Genomic DNA, 23290 nt, shown 5'->3' on the forward strand with positions numbered 1-23290 from the left:
AAAATCCAATACTTCTACGTATTCATTGAATCAAAAAATTCACTATTGTTTTTTGTCTGTTTTAATTTATCAATCAAGAACTCAATTGCATCTGTTACATTCATAGGCGCCAAAATACGACGTAGTACAAAAATTTTGTGTAAGTCTTGCCGTGCTACTAAAAGTTCTTCTTTACGTGTTCCTGACTTTAATATATCCATAGCTGGGAAGATACGCTTATCAGCAACTTTACGATCAAGAACGATTTCCGAATTACCTGTACCTTTAAATTCTTCAAAAATAACCTCATCCATACGACTGCCAGTATCAATCAAAGCCGTTGCAATAATGGTTAAAGATCCACCTTCCTCAATGTTACGCGCTGCACCAAAAAAACGTTTTGGACGCTGTAGCGCATTTGCATCTACACCACCTGTCAAAACCTTACCTGATGAAGGAACAACCGTATTATACGCACGCCCAAGACGTGTAATAGAATCAAGGAGAATAACAACATCACGCCCATATTCAACGAGACGTTTTGCTTTTTCAATAACCATCTCAGCTACTTGCACATGACGAATTGCCGGTTCATCAAAAGTAGAAGAAACGACTTCCCCTTGTACAGAACGCTGCATATCTGTAACTTCTTCTGGTCGTTCATCTATCAAAAGAACGATAAGATAACATTCAGGATGATTAGTCGTAATAGAATGAGCAATATTTTGAAGTAAAACTGTTTTTCCTGTTCGAGGAGGTGCTACAATTAATCCTCTTTGCCCTTTTCCTAAAGGCGATATTAAGTCAATCACCCGTGATGACATATCCTTCTCTGTAGGGTCTTGTATTTCCATTTGAAAACGTTCATTAGAATAAAGGGGAGTAAGATTATCAAAATGAATTTTATAGCGAATTTTTTCAGGATCTTCAAAATTTATTGTATTAATCTTAAGAAGAGCAAAATAACGTTCTCCTTCTTTTGGACTTCTTATAGGACCTTCAACGGTATCCCCTGTTTTTAAAGAGAAAGATTGAATTTGCGCTGGAGAAAGGTAAATATCATCAGGACCTGGAAGATAATTAGCATCAGCAGATCGCAAAAATCCAAATCCATCTTGTAAAACTTCAACAACTCCCTCACCAATAATTTCCACATCTTGTAAAGCAAGTTTTTTCAAGATAGCAAACATTAATTCTTGTTTACGCATTAAAGAAGCATTTTCAACTTCTAATGTTTCAGCAAAAGAGACAAGTTCAACGGGATTTTTACTTTTAAGTTCTTGTAGTTTCATTTCTTGCATGAAATATGCTCTTTAGAGTAACGGGAAATTATCCTTGAATTAATTTACGGAAAATAAAGAACGGAACATTCTTATAGGAAAAAATCATTATACACTCAATTTTTAAATATGCAAGAACCATTTATATGAATACAATTCATATAAAATAAGTTATTCTGTAAAAAAACGCTTATATAAATTAAAACACTCAAAAATGTGTCGTTTCATAAACTATTTTAATAGTATTTAAAGAAAATTATATAAAATAAATTATTTATAAGTCAGTAAAGTTATCTTATAATATTCTAAAAAAGTGAACGGATCTAACCTATATCATAAATAAATAATTAATTAAAATTATTTTTAATTTTCCCATATTTTTTATATTAATAAATTTAAAAAAGGAATTATTCTTATTATTTAAACCTGTGTTTAACGTGGAATGCTATTTATTAGTTAGTTATACTCAATTTTATCCACAAAGTAAGATGGAAAAAAAGAAATAAAACATTATTTTAAAAGCATTATCCCCATTTTTCTCTCATAAGGGGATAAAAATTATCACAACTGTTTAATTTGTGCATAATAATGAATTTTTTTTTCTAAATTTTAGCTTTATAAAAAGTCCCTAGGATATATGCACATTTGTTAACAAGGAGTTAAAATTTTTGTGACAAAAGAAAAAAAATCCTTTCATTTGCATATGCTTTCTGATGCAACAGGAGAGACATTAATCTCTGTTGGTAGAGCTGTTGCATCACAATATACAATGAGCCAAGCAACAGAGCATATTTATCCAATGATTCGTAATGAAACACAGTTGGAAAGAGCTCTTAATGAAATACAACAAGAGCCGGGTATTGTTCTTTACACAATCATTGATAAAAAAATTAAACTCCTTCTTAGGAAAAAATGTGAAAAAATAAAAGTTCCCTATATTGACATATTGCATCCTGTTCTAGATGCTTTTCAGACATATCTTGGAATGCCGACAAATTTACGTGCAAGTGCACAGCATGATCTTAATGCAGATTACTTTCGCCGTATTGAGGCACTGGATTTTACAATAGAGCATGATGATGGACAGTCTTCCAATGATTTATCGGATGCGGACGTGATACTTGTAGGAATCTCAAGAACTTCTAAAACTCCTACGAGTATCTATTTAGCAAATCGTGGAATTAAAACAGCTAACGTTCCTCTTATTCCGAATATTGATTTACCAGAAGCCCTTTTGGAAGCAAAAAATGCTTTGATCATTGGTTTAATAGCTTCAGCTGAAAGAATATCACACATTCGTCAAAATCGAGATTTAGGAGATAGTTTTGCCATTGAAAGTTATACAAACCGTATCAGTATAGCTGAAGAATTGACTTATGCAAAACGCATTTGCGAACGTTTTGGTTGGCCTATTATTGATGTTACAAGACGTTCTATTGAAGAAACAGCTGCAGCTATATTTGAACTTTTATCGCGATTTCGTGAAGGAAAATAAAAAAACTTTTATGGTAACAGATATGTTAATCTTAGCATCCCTTAGTTCTTATCGTGCGCAATTATTGAAAAAAGCAGGTTTAGATTTTTTCATTGAAGGAGTTTCTTTTGATGAAAGAGAAGTAGAAAAGACAGGAGAAACAAAGACTCCTAAAGAACTTAGTTGCTTTCTTGCAAGTGCAAAGGCAAAAAATGTTTCTGATCGCTTTCCTCATGCCTTGGTCATTGGTTGTGATCAAGTACTTGATTTGGAAGGAAAGGTTTTTCACAAAGTCACAAGTAGCAAGGAAGCACATAAACGTTTATGTGATTTATCAGGAAAAGTCCATTCTCTTCATAGTGCAGTAGCTTTATTTCAGAATGGCCAAGAAATTTGGGTGGAAGTTTTTAGTGCATATATGTCAGTACGTCCTCTTTCATCAGAGTTTATTGAACGTTATTTAGCCCGTGTGGGAACAGATGTTTTTAACAGCGTAGGAGTTTATCAAATTGAAGGAGAAGGAATCCATCTTTTTGAAAAAATTGATGGAGATTTTTTTACTATTATTGGTTTACCTTTGTTACCTTTATTAGCAAAATTACGTCATTTGGGAATTATTGATGGTTAACTTTACAATAAAACATGAAAAAATAATTTCTCCACGCGCTTTTGTTGTTGGTACTCCTATTTATCATTCAAAGTCGCCAAAAATTCACAATTTTTGGCTTAAACAATATAATTTACAAGGCGAATATTTAGCACAAGAAGTAACCTCTGAGAAATTTAGTGATTTTCTCGCATCTATACAAAAAAGAGGTTTTTGTGGGGGCAATGTTACTCTGCCACATAAACAGGAAGCTTTTCGTTTAGCTAATCATAAAGATAATGTAGCAACAATGATTGGTGCTGCTAATACACTATGGTATGAAAGAGATAAACTTTGTGCCACAAATACTGATGCTTATGGTTTCAGTGCTAATCTTGATGATTTTATTCCTGATTGGGTTGGAGAGACAGCCCTTGTTTTTGGTGCTGGTGGCGCTGCACGTGCAATCTTATATGCCTTAAAGGAGCGTGGATTTGAACGTATTTTCTTAGCTAATCGTACAAAAAAACGAGCAGATGATTTAGCCGAACATTTTGGAAAACCTGTTAAAGTCCACGACTGGCACTGTTCTAGTGAAGTACTTTACAAGACTGATTTAATTGTCAATACAACTTCTGTGGGGATGACAAATCCACACGAGAATAAAAGTGATTCTTTTTTTTGCGATTTTCATAAAACAAAAACAACAACGTTGGTAACAGATATCGTTTATACACCATTGATAACACCTTTTTTACAACAAGCAAAAGCGCATGGTTTAAGGATAGTAGATGGACTTGGTATGCTTTTACATCAAGCTGTTCCTGGTTTTGAACGATGGTTTGGAATAAGACCACAGGTTACAAAGGCGTTACGAGCAGCAATTTTAGAGGATATGGGTGAAAAAAAGGAATGAAAATTATAGGACTTACTGGATCAATTGCTATGGGAAAATCAACAGTTGCTGATTTTTTCAAGCAAGCTGGTATTTCTGTTTTTAATGCTGATGAAGCGGTACATCAACTTTATGAGAGTGAACCAACTTTATCACTTATAGCACGTACATTCCCTAGTATTATTGAAAATGGTAAAGTTAATCGCCTAAAGCTTTCTGAAATTTTGATGAACAATGATGAAAAATTACAAACATTAGAAAAAATAATCCACCCTTTAGTCAAAAAAAAAGAAAAAGAGTTTATTAATATAGCACGCCAAAAGGGAGAAAAATTAGTTGTTCTTGATATTCCACTTCTTTTTGAAACAAACAGTGAAAGACGTGTAGACAGTGTAGTTGTTGTGTCTGCTCCACCAGAAATACAAAAAAGGCGTGCAATGATTCGTCCAAATATGAATGAAAAAAAATTTACCTTTATCAACACTAAGCAAATGTCTGATGAAAGAAAGCGAGAACATGCTGATTTTATTATTGATACAGGAAAAGATTTAGAGAATACACGTCAACAAGTTTTTTGCCTGATAAAAAGTTTGCTAAAGAAGTAAAATAATGCGTGAAATTATTTTTGATACGGAAACAACAGGTTTAGATAAAGAGAAAGATCGCATAATCGAAATCGGTTGTGTAGAGATGGTTGATCATTATCTTACAGGGCGCCGATTCCATGTTTATTTGAATCCGCAAGGCGTTATTATTCCTGAAGAAGTTGTAGCAATTCACGGATTAACCAATGAACGCTTAAAGAATGAAAAAAGTTTTAGTGATATTGCTGATGAGTTTTTGGAATTTATTAATGACGCAACAATGATTGCACATAATGCGAGTTTTGATATTGGTTTTCTTAATGCAGAATTAGAACGAGCAAATAAACCACTTATCAGTGTTGATAATATTCTTGATACATTGGCTATGGCGCGGCGTAAATTTCCCATGGGTCCTAATTCTCTTGATGTTTTGTGCAAACGCTTTGGAATTGATAATAGCCATCGTGTTCTTCATGGTGCTTTGCTCGATGCGGAGATTCTTGCCGATGTTTATATTGAACTCATTGGTGGAAAGCAGGGCATATTGGGTTTTGATAACAGGGGGAGCATTGATGAGGATACTCAAAATAACAAAGATGCTCTCTACGTAGTGAAACTACGCCCACAGCCTTTACCTTCAAGACTAAGTGCACAAGAAAGAAGTATGCATGCTGATTTTATCAACAAAATGGGTAAAAAAGCTCTGTGGAATGACTTTGAAGTTTCTGAATAGTTCAACCACCTTTTCCCTGAAAAAGTTATTTGAAAACCTAGGAAAAACAAAGCCTTTAGAAATGTGTTCATAGAAAAAATACGGTCGTTGTGGGGAGGGGAACACCACAACGACCCTGTCGCTACATAGTACCTCAGCTATCATAGGAGGAGCAAAATGAAAGCTATTATATCCTGTAACAGCAAAGAAAAGCTCTAGGTACCAAATATAAAGTGCAACGACTTCATGCTTTATGAAAAAAAAAAATGGCTTTTTAGAGGCAGGTCGATAAATTTTAAAAATAAGAATGAAAAAAATATATAAAAAAGTGAATTGTTTTTTTAATGGAGAAATAAAATTGTCATGAAAGCAACAGATCATCTTTTTTTGGTTGATGGGTCGGGCTATATTTTTCGCGCTTACTACGCTTTGCCACCTTTAAAGCGCAAAAAGGATGGACTTCCTGTGGGAGCCGTAGCTGGCTTTTGTAATATGCTGTGGAAATTGCTCTGTGATGCACGCAATACAGCTACCGGTGTTGTTCCAACGCATTTTGCTGTTATTTTTGACTATTCATCCGATACATTTCGAAAAAAAATTTATCCACAATATAAAGCTAATCGGGAGGCACCTCCTGAAGATCTTATTCATCAATTTGCTCTAATACGCCAAGCAACAAGGGCTTTTAATTTGCCTTGTATCGAAAAGGAAGGATTTGAAGCAGATGATTTAATTGCTACTTATGCAACACAGGCAACAAAGATTGGAGCAAAAACAACGATTATCTCTTCTGATAAAGATCTGATGCAATTAGTAAATACACATGTATTTTTATATGATGGAATGAAAGATAAGCATATCGGTATTTCTGAGGTTATAGAGAAATGGGGTGTTGTTCCTGAAAAAATGGTTGATTTGCAAGCTTTGATTGGAGATCAGACAGATAATGTTCCAGGCATTCCGGGTATTGGCCCCAAAATTGCAGCCAAATTGCTGGATCAATTTGGTTCTCTCGATCTTTTATTGCAACGAGTAACAGAAGTTAAGCAAACAAAACGGCGTGAAAATATTCAAATTTATAGTGAACAAGCAAAAATTTCTCGTGAACTCGTTCGGCTTAAAACAGATGTACCTGTAGATAATGATTTAGATGATTTTGTTTTAGAATCACAAGATGGTCCACGCTTAATCGCCTTTCTTAAAGCGATGGAATTTACGACATTAACACGTCGTGTAGCAGCAACAATGGAATGTGACGCAGCAGTTATTGATACACTCGATATAAACGTTGAATGGGAAAAACCCGCTCACGAGCGTGATTCTGATGTCAAAAAAATTGAGAGAGCATCTTTTCATGATTTTTCTGAGAATTCTCCACAATGTTTAGCACAAAAACGTAAAGATCAAGCTCTTACCCAAAAAATTACAAGAGATGCCTATACAACTATTCTTAATGAAGAAATTTTGAAAGAATGGTTATCAAAAATACAAGAACAAGGCTTCTTTTCTTTTGATACTGAAACGACTTCACTTGATCCACTACAAGCGAAGCTGGTTGGTTTTTCATTAGCATTACAGCCGGGAGAAGCTGCCTATGTGCCCCTTGAACACGTTGAAGGGGGAGATGATCTTTTAGGCGGTGGGCGTATTGTTGAGCAGATTGAAGTACAAAAGGCTTTGGCACTTTTAAAGCCGATATTAGAAGATCAATCGGTGTTAAAAATTGGTCAGAATATAAAGTATGATTGGTTGGTAATGAAGCAATACGGCGTTGTGATGCGTTCTTTTGATGACACCATGCTTTTATCATATGTTTTAGATACAGGAACTCTAACACATAATATGGACGATTTATCTAAGCGTTGGCTTGGACATAAACCTATAGCTTACAAAGATCTAACATATAACGGAAAAAAGATTACTTCTTTTGCGCAAGTGGATTTAAAACAGGCGACCCTTTATGCGGCGGAGGATGCTGATGTAACGCTCCGTTTATGGCAAGTTTTAAAACCACAACTCGTGGCGCAAGGGATGACAAAAATTTATGAACGTCTTGATCGACCACTGATAGAAGTTCTTGCAAGAATGGAAGAACGTGGAATTCTCGTTGATAGACAGATTTTATTGCGTCTTTCAGGAGAATTAGCGCAGGCTGCTTTTATTTTAGAAGAGGAAATTTATCAGCTGGCTGATGAGAAATTTAATCTTGCCTCACCAAAGCAATTGGGTGATATCCTTTTTGGCAAAATGGGATTGCCTGGAGGTGCTAAAACGAAAGGTGGACAGTGGTCAACTTCTGCACAGACCTTAGAGGAGTTAGCTGCTGATGGTCATATTTTACCTCGTAAAATTATTGATTGGCGTCAACTTGCAAAACTAAAATCTACCTATGCAGATGCTCTACCTTCTTATATTTTTCCAAAAACAGGGCGTGTTCATACCAATTATTCTTTGGCAATAACAACAACGGGACGGTTATCATCATCAGAACCTAACTTACAAAATATTCCAGTGCGGACTGCTGAAGGACGTAAAATACGCACGGCTTTCATTGCTCCAAAAGGACATGTACTACTATCGGCTGATTATAGCCAGATTGAATTGCGCATTCTTGCACATATTGCCGACATTACGGCGCTAAAGGAAGCTTTTGCCCAAGGTCAGGATATTCACGCTATAACGGCATCGCAAATGTTTGGGGTTTCGATAGAAGGAATGTCCTCAGATATACGACGACGTGCGAAAGCGATTAATTTTGGCATTATTTATGGCATTTCAGCTTTTGGATTAGCGAATCAATTGGGTCTGTCGCGACAGGAGGCTGGGCGTTATATTCAACTTTATTTTGAAAGATTTCCGGGAATTAAAGATTATATGGAGAAGACTAAAACATTTGTACGCCAAAATGGTTATGTAGAGACCATTTTTGGACGCCGTGTCCATTATCCGGAAATAAAAGCGGCTAATCTACAAATTCGTTCTTTTAATGAACGTGCTGCTATTAATGCACCGATTCAAGGTTCAGCGGCGGATATTATTCGTCGTGCCATGATTCAAATGGAAGGTGCTTTGGAAAAAGAAAAACTATCGGCAAAGATGTTGCTACAAGTGCATGATGAACTCATTTTTGAAGTACCAGAAAATGAAAGTGAAAAAACCATGGCTGTCGTTAAAAAGGTTATGGAAAATGCTACAATGCCAGCTCTTTCTTTGTCTGTACCACTTGAAGTGAAAGTAATGGTTGCTCAAAATTGGGATGAAGCACATTAGCCTTTTTCACTTATTTTGTTCTTAATAATGGTCATTGCATTAGTAAGGTCAAGATAAGCTTTGATAGGCAAATGATCTGAAGCAATACGTGCAAGTGGTGAATAATGATTTTCAATATTTGTCACCAATTGATGGGGAAAAGCAAGAATTCTATCAAGAGCCAAAAAAGGAAAACGAGAAGGAAAGCTTGGTACAGTTCCAAGTGTGCTATCGAAATAGGGAGAAAAATGATTTAAAGAAGAGCCTTTTCCCATCCTCCATTCATTAAAATCTCCAACGAGGAGTGTAGGCATAAGGGGGCGTTTTTGAAGAAGTGTAAAGAGCGTTTTTGTTTGTTGATTACGAGAATGGCGCAATAAGCCAAAATGAGCGGCAATAATACGAATAAGTCCTACTTCCATTTCAAACTCTACAATTACAGCACCACGTGGTTCAATACCAGGAAGAGTGAGTTGTAAGATATCTCGTACATGCCCTTTTCGCAAAAAAAGAGCGTTACCATGCCAGCCATGCCCTTGAGGTGACATGGTATTCAGGGGTACAGGGATCAGACCTGTTTCGGCTTTTAACAATTGAAGATCAATCAAGCCAATTCGTTCACCAAAACGTTTGTCTGCTTCTTGAAGAGCAAGAATATCAACACTCAGTTCAGAAATAACACGTACAATACGCGTAGGATTAAAAATTTTATCAACACCTACGCATTTGTGAACATTATAGGAAGCAACAGTAAGATCATAGTTATTGTTTTGATTGATTATCTCTGATCGATGACGAGAATGGCTACGAATAGCATGTAAAAGGGAACTACGAAGCTTTTGCTGGATAAATGAGGTAAACTGAGAAAATTTTTGCTTGTAAAGTATCTTTATCATTTTGTGAAGTGGGTTGTGCGAGAAGGTAAAAGGTAAGCATTTGTGCTAAAAACAAAAGAACCTTGTCTCTCAAAAGAAACAAGGTTCTTTAATTGAACTATAACTTTGACTTTCGCAATCAATCACGGTTTGAGCCGAGAAATTGCAGCAAGAAAACAAACATATTAATGAAATCAAGATAAAGATTTAGTGCACCCATAATAATCTTACGACCTTTCGTGTCACTTTCATCTCCTTCGTAATACATCAATTTAATGTTTTGTGTGTCGTAAGCTGTTAAACCAGCAAAAATCAACACACCAATCACGGAGATAGCAAATTGCAAGGCACTTGATCCAAGAAAAATATTCACAATCATAGACAACAACAAACCAATCAGACCCATAAAAAGGAATGAACCAATCGCCGTGAGATCACGCTTTGTTGTGTAACCATAAAGTGAAAGAGAACCAAAAGCAGCAGCGGTAATGACAAACGTTTGCACAATACTTTCTGTTGTATAGCGCAAAACGATCGAGGACAGTGAAAGTCCAACGAGAGCAGCATAACCAAAAAAGAGACTACGAGCTGCACTCGTACTCAATGTGTTGATTTTAAAACTGAGGAATAATACCGCCACAAGTGGTGCAAACATAATAATATAAGAGAATGGCGAGGTATAAAATGTTACTCCAAACGGGGTTAAGTAAACACTGCTATTGATTTGAGCGGCTGCTTGGCTCATATCTGTTGTCGTTGCTAATGATGCAACTGCGTAAGCGGCAGCAGCTGTAATAAGCAAACCAATGGCCATTGTATTATAGACGCCCAGCATATAGCTGCGCAATCCTTGATCTATTGATGCATCGGCACGAGAAACAGACGCCGAACGTAATTTTTTGAAATCAGCCATAATATAAAGTCCTTTAGCATATGTTCCGCCAGATGTTGGAGTTGAAAAGAATCTCTCTCGCCACGAAAGGAAGTCTTGTACAAACTTTATTATCTCAGCATATACAACCAACTCCAGGTGCCGCTGGCGGAATCCAGCATACCTCCCTTTATTATGGAGATTTATTTTAAAATTACAAGAGACTTGTCTGGGGAAGAAACCTTACAAATTAGTAAGGAAAAGTCTTTTTTGTAATAAAACCATTATACTGTATGAAATACAGCTATTCTAGATGGATAAATAGGCTCTTATTTGGAAAATGTATGATTGGAAGGACGTTTTGATTTTATCCAGATGTGCAATTCTTCAATAAGAATAGTAATGACACCGAGCGTGATAAAACTATCTGCAAGATTGAAAATAGCAAAATAAAAAATATCATCAATATGAAAGAGTATATAATCAGTGACATGGTGAAAACGGATACGGTCAATAAGATTGCCTATAGCTCCGCCAATAATAAGGGTAAGACCAAAGCGCGTTAAAGACTTTTTATATTCAACATTTTTCCAGAGCCATAAAAGAAAAGTAATAACAGCGGATGTAATGGCAATAAGTCCCCACTGCGAAAAAGAAGAAAAAAACGAAAATGCAATGCCAGAATTACGCACATGGTAGAGGGAAAGAAAAGGAAAAAGAGGGCTTTCTGTTCCTAAAGGCATATTGTGCATAACCCAGTATTTTATTGCTTGATCAAACCCTACAGTAAGTATCAAGCCAAGGAGAAAAAGAGGGAGTGATTTACGCATCATGTTCTGGCCTCACATGTTCCAGTGTTAAATAAGGGCGGCGAATTTCATAAAGCATAATAGCTGTTGCTATCGCCAAATTAAGCGAATCAGCGCGCCCACTTTGCGGAATACGTGCGAGTTGATCACAACGATTCGCAAGGTTATCTGGTAACCCCTGTTTTTCATTTCCCATTAAAAGTATAATAGGTTCGCCTTTGAAATCAATTGTACGATAATCGGTAGATCCTTTGAGATGCGTGCCAATGATCATGCCTTTAAAGTAAGCAGACCAGTTTAAAAAGGTGCTTTCATCAAAACGATAAAGTGGAATGGAAAAAATTGATCCCATTGTTGCGCGGACTGTTTCGGGTGAGAAAGGGTCTGTTGTTTCGCCAATCAAAATAACGCCTTTAGCTCCTACGGCATCTGCAGTGCGAATAATGGTGCCAAGATTTCCAGGATCACGCACCCGATCAAGCGCAACATAAACGTTACCGACTTGTTCTTTTATCATTTCAAGTGGTTGCCACTGTTGTTTGAAAATACCAATAACTGTTTGTGGGTTATCACGGCGAGTAATAGATTCCATCACCTTTTGTGAGGCTTTTATGACAAAACCACCATTGGCCACGGTGCGCGCAGCGGTGTTTTCAATAGTAGTGTTCTCTATTTTGCTTTTAGAAAAAATGAGTGTTTGTATTGTCCAGCCGAGATTGAGAGCATCAATCACTAATTTCAGTCCTTCTGCCATGAAAAGACCTTCTCGATTACGGTTTTTTTTCTGATTAAGTGCCCGAAGGTTTTTGATGATGGGATTGCTAAGAGAGGTGATTTCTTTAACCTTACCGATTTTTGGTATACACATATTCAGGCAATCCAACGGCTAAAAAGAGAAGTAGAAAGGGCACGTCCCGCAGATTCTTCACGCAAGATTAGTTCTCCTGATTCAACCGTACCACCAAAGTTTATGAATTCATCACACATTAAAGTATGAAGTGCGTAGAAGGAAGCACGAATAGAATAAGCGGTAAGGACGATAGAAAGAGGTTCATCGGAGAGCAGTTTACGACAGTTTGTGATCATCGCTGGTAAATGATCAAACAGTTGCCAAATTTCGCCATGGGGTCCACGTCCGTAGGCAGGGGGGTCGAGAAGAATCATATCATAGTTTTTTTTTCGACGCAGTTCGCGTTCGACAAATTTTATGGCATCATCACAGATCCAGCGAATAGAACGATTTGATAATCCAGCTTTTTCTTGATTCGCTTTTGCCCAAGCGATAGCTTTTTTAGATGCATCAACATGTGTAACATTTGCGCCAGCACGTGCGCCAATCAGAGAGGCAATACCTGTGTAGCCAAAAAGATTGAGTAATTTGATTGGGCGTGTCGTTTTGACAATTTGTTCTTCCATAAAACGCCAATGGGCATTTTGTTCAGGAAAGACCCCTACATGACGAAAGGAAGTAAAACGACCTAGAAAAGACAGTCCATTCCAAGAAAGTGGCCAAGTTTCACCAAGCGGTTTCTTAGGAAAATGCCAGCGACCAATGCTTTCTTCATTTCGATTGCCTGTGAAAATAGCATCAACATTAGCCCATTGCTCTTGTGATAAAACGGGTTTCCACAGTGCTTGACCTTCAGGACGAATAATGTGGTAACCTCCATAACGCTCTAATTTTTGCCCATTACCAGAATCAATGAGAGCATAATCTGCACTCATACCTGTTTCTAAAATAAGAGGTAACTTTTCTTGCGGATATCTATTATTATGATGAGGTTTAAAGTATTGTGCAGGCATATTTTGTATCACGATACAGGTATTTTTAAAAATTTACGTTACAAACCTCTTGAATTTCAAGTAAGAGTGCAAAGAGGCTAAAAACAATTAAAACATGTATAGAAAAAAAGAAAAAGAGTATTTTTATTCTTTATTGAACACTATAAATAAAGAGTACTAAAATACTATTATATCATATCTGTGATCGACCTTTTTAACTTTTCGAGCTCAGCTTTGCTTTTTTTGAGGTTTTTTTTGCATTTATGGTATGCACGCCAATTGGTTAAACTTCCTAATAAAATACCAAGACCGAAAAAAATAAAGAGCCATATAAAAAGAGGAGCGTGATAAGTAAAATTTCCAGAGCTTATCCGAAAAGGATCAAGAGTTAATGTAACTATTTGACGATTAGTTACGATAAAAGCAAGCAAAAATGCCGTGAGAATCACCAAAATAATTGCTAAAAAGAAACGTTTAATTGTCATAATTTTACTCATTGATTAAGACGATCACGCAAATCCTTACCAGTTTTGAAAAAAGGAATCCACTTTTCTTCAACAACAACAGCTTCACCTGTTCGCGGGTTACGACCTTTACGTCCTGAGCGGCCTTTGACGGAAAAAGCTCCAAATCCGCGAAGTTCAACACGATTGCCATTCGCGAGTGCTGTTGCAATTTCCTCAAAAATAGCATTCACAATATTTTCCACATCACGTTGAAAGAGATGCGGGTTCTGACGGGCAATAATTTGCACAAGCTCTGATTTAACCAAAATAGCCTCGCTTTCACACAAAAAGGTTTTCTATAATTGCACATTACAATATATAAATGGATGAAAGCAAAATAAAACCAAGAAAAAACAAATTGCAAGAAACAAAATTTTAAAATACATCTTATAAGTGGTATCAAATTGAAAAACACGGAACATTTAAAAGATTAGGATAGTATGTCCGTACACAATCATTATGAAGCTTTTTCACCGCAATCGTCTTTTGGTGATGTTTTTAAAAAAGCATCTCACCATTCGCGTCGTATTAGCATATTAAAATTTTTTTTACCTTTCTTAGCACTAATAGTAGCGTTCATTTTTTGCTGGTTTACATTTTCCTTTACTCCCGTTGCTTCTGATCCTGAGAGTTTGAATAGCAAAGAAGAGGGGGTAATGAAATTGACAATGCTCAATCCAAAATTAGAAGGTTACACGCGCTCTCGTGAACCTTATTGGCTTAAAGCAAAAGAGGCGTTTCAAGATCGTACACGTTCTGGAGTAATTGGGTTACAAAGCATTACAGCTGAAGTGTTTGTGGGCAAACAAAAACGCGTTTTTCTCAATGCACAAGGGGGATTTTACGATAATATTAATGGTTATTTACAGTTGGATAAGCCATTTACCATTACAACAAATGACGGAATGGTTGCACAATTTATAGCGGCAAATATTAATTTGTCAGAGGGGCAATTAAATACAAAACAACCTGTCAATATTCAGCGTGCAGGTTTACATCTTGTAGCAAATGCTTTGCAAGTTCGAGAAAAAGGACAAAGCATATACTTTCATGGTGGTGTGCATTTAGTGTTTGACAAACAATGAGAAGGTATCAATACGAATTTAAATGATCTTTATGAGAGAGAAGTATGTGTATATATGAACAAAAGAATATGAGAGTAGTGAAATGAAGCCGAAGGGATCATACAAAAAATGGATTGGTGTAAGTTTGGCTTTGAGTTTAGGAATATTAGGGGTTGGAACAGCTTTTGGATATACTGAAAATGCCCATTTTGGGATAGATTTATCAAATGACAAAGAACCCTTAGAACTCTATGCAAATTCTTTAGAAATACTTGATAAAGAGGGAATAGCACTCTTTAATGGTGATGTTTCGGTTGTTCAAGGTGAGCGTCTTCTGCGAACAGCAAAATTAGTTGTTTACTACGATAAAGCGCATAAAGTTGCTGATAAGGGCCCAATAGATACGAAAGCATCTCCACCTGCTTGGTTTGGCTCGACAGATATTAAGAAAATGGAAGCTTTAGGAAAAGTATATATAAAAATTGCCACACAAATCGCTACGGGTGATAAAGGCGTTTTTGACGGAAAGTCGAAAATAATGAGCTTAACAGGAAAGAATGTTGTTTTAACTGATGGTAATAATGTGGCAACAGGGTGCAAACTAACGGCAGATATGAAAAGCGGGAAGGCTTTTCTAGAAGGATGTGATACTTCTGAGAAAAAGGGCCGTGTTTCTATTATTTTTAAACAAAGTCAACAGAATGGCCATTAAGATTTCATGTTTGGAATCAAAAGAAAAAAACAGATGGACCAACATGATCTTACAGGTGAAGCTTTAAAAAAGCGCTTAAAGGGAACTTTAATTGCCAGTCATTTGATTAAAGTTTACCGCGGAAGACAGGTTGTTAATGGTGTGTCTTTTGGCATTCGTACTGGAGAGGCCGTTGGCATTTTAGGTCCTAATGGTGCGGGAAAAACAACCTGTTTTTATATGGTTACCGGTCTCATTAAATCTGATGGAGGGTCCATTAAAATTGATGGCTTTGATATCACGCATCTTCCGATGTATCGACGTGCTCGTTTAGGTATTGGGTATCTTCCGCAGGAAGCTTCTATTTTTCGTGGTCTTTCAGTAGAAGATAACATTAAAGCTGTTTTAGAGGTCGTTGAAAAAGATCACCTTAAACGACGAGAAGAGTTAGAGAGTCTTTTGCGTGAGTTTAAAATTGACCATTTACGTAAAATGTCTGCTCTTTCTTTATCAGGGGGAGAACGTCGGCGGCTTGAAATCGCGCGTGCTTTAGCTTCTCGCCCAAATTTTATGTTACTTGATGAACCATTTGCAGGAATTGATCCTATCGCCATTTTTGATATTCAGCAGCTTATTCGTCATTTAACACGACGTGGAATTGGTGTTTTGATAACGGATCATAATGTGCGCGAAACATTGGGACTTGTCGACCGCGCTTATATTATTCATGCGGGACAAGTGTTAGTTCACGGTTGTCCTAATGATATTATTAACAATGTTGATGTACGTAGGATTTATTTAGGAAATCAATTTTCTCTCTGATTTTACAGTCTTTATGCGTTCTCATTTAAGCTTAGACGGATCAACGTGATAAGCACAAGAGCCATTTTTATATGTTTAAGCAATCAAAAATATTCCACAGGAGTGAATGAGACTTCATTTTAATTCTTAAATACAACTGTTGACCGATATGTGTTTTCATCACATAAATTAAGAAAAATAGTTGCTTATTTTGTCACAACACATTTATTTATAATGATAATTAAACATTTTGCTTGTTGAATGAAAAACCCAAATACAGTAAGAGTTCCTTGTCTCAAATCTTCATATGGTGAATCAATTAAAAGCCATTTAAAAAGGACTAAAATGCCTCTCAAGAACAGTTATCAATTATTGGGAGCTAGCAATGAGTATGATGGTGCCGGTATGTAGAAGCTGTGGTGATATTGTTAAAAGCTGTAAATAAAATAAGGTGATACAGTTGTTGGAAAGTAGGTGTTTTTGTTTGATTACACAATAAGACTTCCTCTAATGGTTGTATTTATCGCATTATTGCTAAGAAGTTCCTTATTTATGCCAAAACTTCTTTTATGACTATAATCTTAAACTGAATTTTTGCTGAGTTGTGAAAAAGGAACTCATCAAAGTACGGTGATTCTATTATTATTATCGGTTTAGTTTGCTTTTGATCGTACCGTGGAGAAAATATCCCTAGATTAACATAATAATGAATGATAAACGAGGCTATAAATAAATGCGCATGTTGTTGAAAGTTACATAGATACTAATAATGCTTTTCATTATTGAATTAAGCAATATGTCGAGGATGCTGTTTTAGATATTTTGATGGTAACGCTATGGGTTATATGTATTATGGTTGCCGAATAGGATTTGTGGTATTTTGGTGGCTTGCGTTATGCATTTAAAAACGGAAGCGCAATTGCGGATATCAGATAAAATCTGTAAATCTCTTTAAAATAACCATTGAACGATTTAAAGCCTTTAAATTGTTGTAGTCAGGCAGCACTAAAGCCCCACGCTATATTGTCGAAGTAAAGTACTATTTTGTCTCGATGTGCTTCTCATTTTATAGGAGCTAATTTAAAAAAGAAGGAAAAAGTTTGGTAAAGAATTGTACACCAACTTTTGTAGCGGAACGGTCATTAAATTTATGAATGATGGTCTTTACTCATGTTGTAGGGAAATTAATTTTATGGATAACTTCATTTCTTTGTTTTCTCATGCTGTTAATGAGGATCTGAATACTATTTATTGTTGCGCTGAGAGTGATATGAGATGAATTGAATTATCACCCATTATAAATTGAAAAGTAACGTCACATGTGATGATGCAAGAAAGTGAGAGAACTTTAGGTATCTGCACTTTTTACAGGTTTATTGGTGAGCATTTGAGCGTGTAAAAGGAAAATTAAAGTATGAATTTGAGTGAGTTAATTGCACCGGAAGCAATGATTCCGGTTCTTAAGGCAAATTCGAAGAAACAAGTTCTGCAAATTTTAGCTGAAAAAGCTGCTGAACTGACAGGTCTTAGTGAACGTGTAATTTTTGATATTGTTTTGCAGCGTGAAAAATTAGGTTCAACGGGTCTTGGTGGCGGTATTGCGATTCCTCATGGAAAATTGCTTGGTATTAACAAGATCATTGGTATCTTTGCACGCCTTGAAAGCCCCGTTGATTTTGAAGCTCTCGATGACGAGCCTATTGATCTTGTTTTTCTCCTTTTAGCACCTGAGAATGCAGGTGCAGATCACTTAAAAGCTTTGTCGCAGATTGCGCGTGTTTTGCGTCATGCTGATGTTGTTCAAAAATTGCGCAATACTCATGATGCCAGCGCACTTTATGCTTTATTGATTCAAAATTCAGAATCAAATGCCGCTTAAAAGACAGTGGGGTATATTGCGGATAGTTTATCACAAAGTGGGTTAGAAAATGGCATAATTTATGCTTAAAAAACTGAGGATTACTAATCATATTATGTAATTTTGAAGAAATTGCTATCAAGAAATTTTTCATGTTAAAAATGGGAGAGGATAGAAAAAATTACAGACTTTCGCTATTTTTCATGTACACAGCCCTTAATTATCACGCTTTTAGGCCTATTTAATGAGTTGGGTATTACAAATTGGTCTTTTTTCTTAATCAGTGTGATTTAAATATTTTTTGATAATGTTGGTATTTAGGTCTTAAAGTGAGATAAGGGTTATCATTTCTTTATGTAAGCTGATGAAGGAGGCTAACGGTCTAAGAGCAGGTTTGCTTTAAGTATCAGTTCTTGCATAGAACCCAATACTGAAAAAACGATTTTGTACGGTAAGAATGAAAATGAGAGGTTTTAGATTGGGTAAGAGGATTTTTTACGCATGTACAAGCTTGTTTAATCACGGTTTAATTAATTAGGAAGTTGTTTAAAAAACTATAAGGTAGAAGGTTTAGCAACAGCTATGACAAGAAATACATCAAAACAATACGGTTAAACTAATGTAGATTGTTGAAATCTCTTCAGAAATTGGCAATTGAAAATGGGAAGATGTATAGTAAAGATAAATGGTATCAAGGCAGGCAAAATTACGTAGAATAGTCAAGGTCGGAGCTATACATTCTATGTTGTATAGTAAATATGCTGATAACTTTTTGCGAAAAGGCTTTAAGGCCGTGAAAAGACGACATTGAATACATACTATGAACACACAATAACCAAGGAGAGGTGTTCGCGATTTTTATTAACCAAGTGCATTGAGTGTGTTAAGTTTATAAATAATATTTGAAAAGCTATATATTGTTTTTTAGTTTTTCTATTGAATTAAAGAGTTCATGTTTTAATAACAACCAAAGGGTCATGATTGAATGTAAATAAATCTGCTCTTAAATTAGTGCAAAAATATTTTTTCATGAGGGGAGGGTAAGAACTATACTAAGGCGTAGACGAGCTTTTGTTGAGCTTTTTCAATGAAGAAATTTTGTGAAAGACTAAAGAAGTGGGTTAAATGAAGATGTTTGAAAAGACTTTTATTGCTGCATCTATAATGGTTTTAGTTACAGCAGGAGCAGCATGTGCACAAGTGCCAAGCCGTCTAAATCAATTTGAGGCTTGGGGAGCTTATTCTTATAAATCGCCCCAAAATACAATTTGCTACGTATTGTCAGTACCTTTGGAGGCACTTCCAACGACGGTTAATCATGGCGATAATTTCTTTTTGGTTACCAAGCGCTCGAATTCACCTGTTGTGTTTGAACCACAATTCATGGCTGGTTATACCCTTAAAGAAGGATCAAAAGTTATTGTTACTATTGGAGGGCAGGATTTTGATTTTTTCACAAAGGATTCTTCCGCTTGGTTGGCGTCACCAGAGTCAGAAAAACAACTTGTTTCTGCTATGCGTGCTGGAAGAAATATGACGGTGAAGGCGACCTCAAAACGGGGAACCCATACGACTTACACTTATTCCTTAAAAGGAGTCACGGCTGCATTAAGTGCGGTCCAGAAATGCCATTAAGGTCTCTGTAACTCTAAAATAGTGGTATAAATTAGAAAAGAATGTCTGTTTCATATGATCTTAGACCGGTTGGTGAATGTCCAGCACGAGACACAGATAACGTTGTCGTGAAAGAGAGGTCTAAGCTTTCCTTAATTGGCTTATTGCAAAATGAAATGATGCAAGCCTTAAAGACTATTGGTGTTCCAGAACGTCAAATACGTATGCGTGTACGCCAAATTTGGCATTGGCTTTATGTGCGTGGTGTTTCAAATTTTAATGAAATGCTGAATATTTCTAAACCAATGCAAGAAATGCTTAAAAGTCATTTTTCCATTGCACGTCCGGAAATTGTCTGGGAACAAATATCAAAAGATGGTACGCGTAAATGGCTGTTGCGCTTTCCAGCACGTGGGGCTGGAAGGCCTGTTGAAATTGAGACAGTCTACATTCCTGAGGAAGGGCGTGGTACTTTATGTCTTTCATCTCAGGTAGGGTGTACGCTAACCTGTTCTTTTTGCCATACGGGAACGCAAGTTCTAGTTCGTAATTTGACAGCGGAAGAAATTTTGGCGCAATTATTGGTTGCACGTGATTGTTTGGGGGATTTTCCTGATAGAAATACTCCTGATGGGGCAATTGTTCCAGTTGAAGGGCGCAAGATCACCAATATCGTTATGATGGGAATGGGGGAGCCACTTTATAATTTTGAAGCAGTTAAAAAAGCTTTATTAATTGCTTCCGATGGAGATGGGCTTTCTTTATCAAAACGCCGAATTACGCTTTCAACCAGCGGGGTCGTTCCAGGAATTATCCGAACCGGAGAGGAAATTGGTGTTATGTTGGCGATTTCACTTCACGCAGTACATGATACGCTAAGGGATATGCTTGTTCCGATCAATAAAAAATATCCACTTGCTTTGTTAATGAATGCTTGCCGTAATTATCCTGGTCTTTCTAATGCAAAGCGAATTACATTTGAATATGTTATGCTGAAAGACATAAATGATAGTTTGGATGATGCCAAACGGTTGGTCCAGTTACTTAAAGGTATTCCTGCTAAGATCAATTTGATACCTTTTAATCCATGGCCAGGGACGAATTATCAATGTTCTGATTGGGAACAAATTGAGCGTTTTGCCGATGTGGTTAATCAAGCAGGTTATGCCTCACCTATTCGGGTGCCGCGCGGACGCGATATTTTAGCTGCATGTGGTCAGCTTAAATCTGCTTCAGAACGTTTACGTAAGTCTGAACGTGTGCAATTTGAAGATGCGGCTGCCAGTCAATGACTCAATTTTCAGCTATAAGGAGGTGAAGAGCAAAGCTGGTAAAGGTACCAGCAATAAGCCAGTTAAGAAAACGCATATAAAGAGGATTTTGTTTGAGGCTTTGCAAAAGTTTGTGCGCCATAAAAACCGCGGAAATTGTAATGGGGAGAGAGATAGGGATATAAGAAAGTCCTAAAATGAGTAATTTCTGTGTCGCCATAGGATCTTTAGCATTGATAAATTGCGGTAAAAAGGTCACATTAAAGAGAATGATCTTGGGATTTAAAAGATTAATTCCAATACCAGCGAAATAGTTGCGTTTAAAGCTTTGGTATTTAGATGGTACTGGTTCAACAAAAAATGTTAAGTGTTTACGTAATGCTTGAATAGCAAACCATAAAAGATAAAAAGCACCAGCAATTTTAAGAAGAACAAAAGCGTGCGGTGAAGCAAAAATAAGAGCTGATAAACCAAGTGCTACGGCGGTAACTTGAATAGCAAAGCCTGTTGCACTCCCTAAAGCACACATGACTCCGGCTTTTTTGCTTTGTGTAATGGTTCGTCCTATAGAAAGCATCATATCAGGTCCTGGAATAAGTGCTAAAATCAACGATGCCGCAGAAAACTGTATTAAAATAGACCATTCAGGAAGAAATGACATATAAACCTCTTCATTATCGTGTAAAGAGGTTCAAATAACTTACACCTCTTACAAAAAATGCTTCTTTACACTTTTTTGTTTTTTTTTGCATCTTTTAAATGCTGCTCAAAAGGAATTTATTTTCATTCTTTGCATAATTCTAAGTTCAAAGAAAACAAACACAGTAGAATTTTAAAATAAAAAAGTGGCAAAATGTTAGAAAGCTGTTTTGGCTCATTCAGGCGGACTGGGTACCTTAATTATTCTTAAATGGTTGCAAAACAAACTAGGTGCTGAAGTTGTAACTTTTGCAGCCGATTTGGGTAGGGGAGGAAGAGTTCGTACTTCATCGTAAAGCTGAAATGCTTGATGTTAAAGAAATCTATATCGAAGATTTGTGCAAAAAATTTGTGCGTGATTTTGTCTTTCCGATGTTTCGGGCTAATGCAGTTTATGAAGAGACCTACCTTTTAGTAAGGTCAATTGCCCGTCCACTTATTGCAAAGCGTTTTATTAAAATTGCCAAAGAAACAGGAGAAGATGCAATTGCCCAGAGTAACAGAAAAAGGCAATGATCAAGTACACTTTAAGCTTTCTGCTTATGCACTTAATCCTGATATCAAAATTATTGCTCCATGGCGTGATTGGTTTTTTAAAAGCAGGATGGATTTAATTGATTTTGCGCATGCACAGCAAATTCCGGCGGAAAAGGATAAGCAAGGTGAGGCACCTTTTCCGGTTGATGCGAATCTATTGCATACCTCATCAGAGGAAAAAATTTTAGAAGATCCGGCTCTTCTTGCTCCTGAATATGTGCATATGCGTACTCTTTCGCCAGAAGCTGCTTCAGATCAAGCAACGAGAATCACTATTGGTTTTAAAGAAGGTGATGTAATCTCGATCAATGGGAAAAGTTTCTCCCCTGTAAAATTACTTTCTAAATTGAATGGTTATGGATGCGACAATGATATTGGTCGGTTAGATTTAGTAGAAAATTGTTTTGTAGGTATGAAATTGCGTGGCATTTATGAGATGCTAGGAAGAATCATTCTCCTAATTGTTCATCGCGCGATGGAAGCTTTGACATTGGATCGGGGTGCGGTTCATTTGAAAGATGAATTAATGCCGCGTTATGCAGAACTTACTTATTACGACTTTTGATTTTCCCTTGAGCGCAAAATGTTGCAGGCAGCTATTGATTTATCCCAAGAAAATGTTGAAAGTGGAGTTACATTAAAACTTTATAAGAGCGATGTGATCGTTGGAGGACGCGAAAGCAAAAAGTCGCTTTATTCCAATAAATTGGTAACCTTTGAGGATGATAACTTATGACCAAAAGATGCTGCTGGCTTTATTAAATTAAATTCTCTACATTTGCGCACACGAGCAGCACGCTCATCAACACACAGAAACATAACAGAAGTCATTTTGATAGTGTCAAGCGTAGAACAGCTCTTAATATTAAAAGTTGAAGAAGGTAACTTCTTTAATTGATTTTGGTTACAAACAGCTTATTTATCAATTTTGAGTTCAATGCTAGAAGTTTTGCTTTCTTGCCGATAAGTGTAATAAGAAAAACCTATAAGAAGAACAAGTAAAGCGCCTATAATCAAAACCAGTAAATTGCGATTCATAATATTCACACTTTTGTTGACGTAAAATATAAACAGAATAATAGAGCGGATGCTAATTGTGGCAAGAGTATGTAAGAGATTATGCCTTTTCACTTGCTATTATTGACGAATAAAT

22 protein-coding genes and 1 pseudogene are annotated in these 23290 nt (G+C 36.4%); 13 read left to right on the plus strand and 10 right to left on the minus strand.

Going from position 1 to position 23290, the window contains the following annotated elements; genetic code table 11:
• Window positions 1-14: 14 nt before the first annotated feature.
• On the minus strand, window positions 15-1280 hold the full coding sequence (gene rho / locus GQO39_RS01205; RefSeq protein ID WP_004856222.1) for a transcription termination factor Rho: 1266 nt from the start codon (window positions 1278-1280) through the stop codon (window positions 15-17).
• A gap of 649 nt (window positions 1281-1929) precedes the next feature.
• Here rho and GQO39_RS01210 point away from each other — a divergent pair.
• The 6 genes from GQO39_RS01210 (at window position 1930) to polA (ending at window position 8780) form a co-directional block, all read left to right on the plus strand.
• Window positions 1930-2754, plus strand: coding sequence for a pyruvate, water dikinase regulatory protein (locus tag GQO39_RS01210; RefSeq protein ID WP_007552234.1), 825 nt, complete (start codon window positions 1930-1932; stop codon window positions 2752-2754).
• Window positions 2755-2764: 10 nt separating this feature from the next.
• A complete protein-coding gene (locus tag GQO39_RS01215) occupies window positions 2765-3361 on the plus strand; it encodes a Maf family nucleotide pyrophosphatase (RefSeq protein ID WP_156850604.1) in 597 nt (198 codons plus the stop codon).
• Window positions 3354-4235: a shikimate dehydrogenase gene (locus tag GQO39_RS01220; protein ID WP_156850605.1), complete on the plus strand. Its 882-nt coding sequence runs from the start codon at window positions 3354-3356 to the stop codon at window positions 4233-4235. The genes GQO39_RS01215 and GQO39_RS01220 overlap by 8 nt, the downstream gene beginning before the upstream one ends.
• On the plus strand, window positions 4232-4819 hold the full coding sequence (coaE, locus tag GQO39_RS01225; RefSeq protein WP_156850606.1) for a dephospho-CoA kinase: 588 nt from the start codon (window positions 4232-4234) through the stop codon (window positions 4817-4819). Before GQO39_RS01220 ends, coaE begins: the two co-directional genes overlap by 4 nt.
• Window positions 4820-4823: 4 nt before the next feature.
• On the plus strand, window positions 4824-5531 hold the full coding sequence (dnaQ, locus tag GQO39_RS01230; protein WP_156850607.1) for a DNA polymerase III subunit epsilon: 708 nt from the start codon (window positions 4824-4826) through the stop codon (window positions 5529-5531).
• 342 nt (window positions 5532-5873) lie between these two features.
• The gene (gene polA, locus GQO39_RS01235; RefSeq protein ID WP_156850608.1) at window positions 5874-8780 is read left to right on the plus strand and encodes a DNA polymerase I; all 2907 of its coding nucleotides are present in this window, start codon (window positions 5874-5876) and stop codon (window positions 8778-8780) included.
• Here the strand turns inward: polA and GQO39_RS01240 are convergent.
• From GQO39_RS01240 to ihfB, 7 genes are all read right to left on the minus strand, one after another.
• Complete coding sequence (locus tag GQO39_RS01240) at window positions 8777-9655, minus strand: endonuclease/exonuclease/phosphatase family protein (RefSeq protein ID WP_156850609.1); 879 nt, start codon at window positions 9653-9655, stop codon at window positions 8777-8779. The genes polA and GQO39_RS01240 overlap by 4 nt on opposite strands.
• 118 nt (window positions 9656-9773) lie before the next feature.
• Window positions 9774-10547 carry a Bax inhibitor-1/YccA family protein gene (locus GQO39_RS01245; protein ID WP_007552243.1) on the minus strand — a complete coding sequence of 258 codons (774 nt, stop codon included), beginning with the start codon at window positions 10545-10547 and terminating at the stop codon, window positions 9774-9776.
• Between the two features lie 287 nt (window positions 10548-10834).
• Window positions 10835-11338, minus strand: a complete 504-nt coding sequence (lspA, locus tag GQO39_RS01250) for a signal peptidase II (RefSeq protein WP_156850610.1) — start codon at window positions 11336-11338, stop codon at window positions 10835-10837.
• A complete protein-coding gene (locus GQO39_RS01255; RefSeq protein ID WP_156850611.1) occupies window positions 11328-12182 on the minus strand; it encodes a TrmH family RNA methyltransferase in 855 nt (284 codons plus the stop codon). Before GQO39_RS01255 ends, lspA begins: the two co-directional genes overlap by 11 nt.
• Window positions 12183-12184: 2 nt before the next feature.
• Window positions 12185-13117 (minus strand): class I SAM-dependent methyltransferase, encoded by a 933-nt coding sequence (locus tag GQO39_RS01260; RefSeq protein WP_156850612.1) that lies wholly within the window; start codon window positions 13115-13117, stop codon window positions 12185-12187.
• A 167-nt stretch (window positions 13118-13284) separates the two neighbouring features.
• Window positions 13285-13581: a lipopolysaccharide assembly protein LapA domain-containing protein gene (locus GQO39_RS01265; protein WP_156850613.1), complete on the minus strand. Its 297-nt coding sequence runs from the start codon at window positions 13579-13581 to the stop codon at window positions 13285-13287.
• 8 nt (window positions 13582-13589) lie between these two features.
• Window positions 13590-13868, minus strand: a complete 279-nt coding sequence (ihfB, locus tag GQO39_RS01270) for an integration host factor subunit beta (RefSeq protein WP_007552248.1) — start codon at window positions 13866-13868, stop codon at window positions 13590-13592.
• A 174-nt stretch (window positions 13869-14042) separates the two neighbouring features.
• Here ihfB and lptC point away from each other — a divergent pair, with 174 nt between their 5' ends.
• The 6 genes from lptC (at window position 14043) to rlmN (ending at window position 20922) form a co-directional block, all read left to right on the plus strand.
• Complete coding sequence (lptC, locus tag GQO39_RS01275; protein WP_156850614.1) at window positions 14043-14687, plus strand: LPS export ABC transporter periplasmic protein LptC; 645 nt, start codon at window positions 14043-14045, stop codon at window positions 14685-14687.
• An 82-nt stretch (window positions 14688-14769) separates the two neighbouring features.
• Window positions 14770-15378, plus strand: coding sequence for an LptA/OstA family protein (locus tag GQO39_RS01280; RefSeq protein WP_156850615.1), 609 nt, complete (start codon window positions 14770-14772; stop codon window positions 15376-15378).
• 6 nt (window positions 15379-15384) lie between these two features.
• Window positions 15385-16179: an LPS export ABC transporter ATP-binding protein gene (lptB, locus tag GQO39_RS01285; RefSeq protein ID WP_156850616.1), complete on the plus strand. Its 795-nt coding sequence runs from the start codon at window positions 15385-15387 to the stop codon at window positions 16177-16179.
• Between the two features lie 1393 nt (window positions 16180-17572).
• Window positions 17573-18037: a PTS IIA-like nitrogen regulatory protein PtsN gene (gene ptsN / locus GQO39_RS01290; RefSeq protein WP_156850617.1), complete on the plus strand. Its 465-nt coding sequence runs from the start codon at window positions 17573-17575 to the stop codon at window positions 18035-18037.
• 1110 nt (window positions 18038-19147) lie between these two features.
• Window positions 19148-19651, plus strand: coding sequence for an invasion associated locus B family protein (locus GQO39_RS01295; RefSeq protein WP_156850683.1), 504 nt, complete (start codon window positions 19148-19150; stop codon window positions 19649-19651).
• Window positions 19652-19692: 41 nt separating this feature from the next.
• Window positions 19693-20922 (plus strand): dual-specificity RNA methyltransferase RlmN, encoded by a 1230-nt coding sequence (rlmN, locus tag GQO39_RS01300; protein WP_156850618.1) that lies wholly within the window; start codon window positions 19693-19695, stop codon window positions 20920-20922.
• A gap of 1 nt (window position 20923) precedes the next feature.
• On the opposite strand, the gene GQO39_RS01305 is transcribed toward rlmN, so the two are convergent.
• Window positions 20924-21562 (minus strand): LysE family translocator, encoded by a 639-nt coding sequence (locus tag GQO39_RS01305; RefSeq protein ID WP_156850619.1) that lies wholly within the window; start codon window positions 21560-21562, stop codon window positions 20924-20926.
• A gap of 176 nt (window positions 21563-21738) precedes the next feature.
• Between GQO39_RS01305 and GQO39_RS01310 the strand changes: the two are divergent.
• Window positions 21739-22936 (plus strand): annotated as a pseudogene (locus GQO39_RS01310) (argininosuccinate synthase); the annotation flags it as partial.
• Window positions 22937-23052: 116 nt separating this feature from the next.
• On the opposite strand, the gene GQO39_RS09385 reads toward GQO39_RS01310, so the two are convergent.
• A complete protein-coding gene (locus tag GQO39_RS09385) occupies window positions 23053-23175 on the minus strand; it encodes a hypothetical protein (protein WP_256375694.1) in 123 nt (40 codons plus the stop codon).
• Between the last annotated feature and the right edge of the window lie 115 nt (window positions 23176-23290).

It is taken from the genome of Bartonella refiksaydamii (assembly GCF_902652675.1).
Classification (GTDB): Bacteria; Pseudomonadota; Alphaproteobacteria; order Rhizobiales; family Rhizobiaceae; genus Bartonella; species Bartonella refiksaydamii.

Coding starts and splice junctions, on each gene's coding strand:
- GQO39_RS01255 (WP_156850611.1), bottom strand. CDS start 12,182: ATGTGTATACCAAAAATCGGTAAGGTTAAAGAAATCACCTCTCTTAGC.
- GQO39_RS09385 (WP_256375694.1), bottom strand. CDS start 23,175: ATGAATCGCAATTTACTGGTTTTGATTATAGGCGCTTTACTTGTTCTT.
- dnaQ (WP_156850607.1), top strand. CDS start 4,824: ATGCGTGAAATTATTTTTGATACGGAAACAACAGGTTTAGATAAAGAG.
- ptsN (WP_156850617.1), top strand. CDS start 17,573: ATGAATTTGAGTGAGTTAATTGCACCGGAAGCAATGATTCCGGTTCTT.
- GQO39_RS01215 (WP_156850604.1), top strand. CDS start 2,765: ATGGTAACAGATATGTTAATCTTAGCATCCCTTAGTTCTTATCGTGCG.
- GQO39_RS01220 (WP_156850605.1), top strand. CDS start 3,354: ATGGTTAACTTTACAATAAAACATGAAAAAATAATTTCTCCACGCGCT.
- GQO39_RS01305 (WP_156850619.1), bottom strand. CDS start 21,562: ATGTCATTTCTTCCTGAATGGTCTATTTTAATACAGTTTTCTGCGGCA.
- coaE (WP_156850606.1), top strand. CDS start 4,232: ATGAAAATTATAGGACTTACTGGATCAATTGCTATGGGAAAATCAACA.
- rho (WP_004856222.1), bottom strand. CDS start 1,280: ATGCAAGAAATGAAACTACAAGAACTTAAAAGTAAAAATCCCGTTGAA.
- GQO39_RS01265 (WP_156850613.1), bottom strand. CDS start 13,581: ATGACAATTAAACGTTTCTTTTTAGCAATTATTTTGGTGATTCTCACG.
- GQO39_RS01240 (WP_156850609.1), bottom strand. CDS start 9,655: ATGATAAAGATACTTTACAAGCAAAAATTTTCTCAGTTTACCTCATTT.
- GQO39_RS01295 (WP_156850683.1), top strand. CDS start 19,148: ATGTTTGAAAAGACTTTTATTGCTGCATCTATAATGGTTTTAGTTACA.
- lptB (WP_156850616.1), top strand. CDS start 15,385: ATGTTTGGAATCAAAAGAAAAAAACAGATGGACCAACATGATCTTACA.
- GQO39_RS01245 (WP_007552243.1), bottom strand. CDS start 10,547: ATGGCTGATTTCAAAAAATTACGTTCGGCGTCTGTTTCTCGTGCCGAT.
- rlmN (WP_156850618.1), top strand. CDS start 19,693: ATGTCTGTTTCATATGATCTTAGACCGGTTGGTGAATGTCCAGCACGA.
- polA (WP_156850608.1), top strand. CDS start 5,874: ATGAAAGCAACAGATCATCTTTTTTTGGTTGATGGGTCGGGCTATATT.
- lptC (WP_156850614.1), top strand. CDS start 14,043: ATGTCCGTACACAATCATTATGAAGCTTTTTCACCGCAATCGTCTTTT.
- GQO39_RS01280 (WP_156850615.1), top strand. CDS start 14,770: ATGAAGCCGAAGGGATCATACAAAAAATGGATTGGTGTAAGTTTGGCT.
- GQO39_RS01260 (WP_156850612.1), bottom strand. CDS start 13,117: ATGCCTGCACAATACTTTAAACCTCATCATAATAATAGATATCCGCAA.
- lspA (WP_156850610.1), bottom strand. CDS start 11,338: ATGATGCGTAAATCACTCCCTCTTTTTCTCCTTGGCTTGATACTTACT.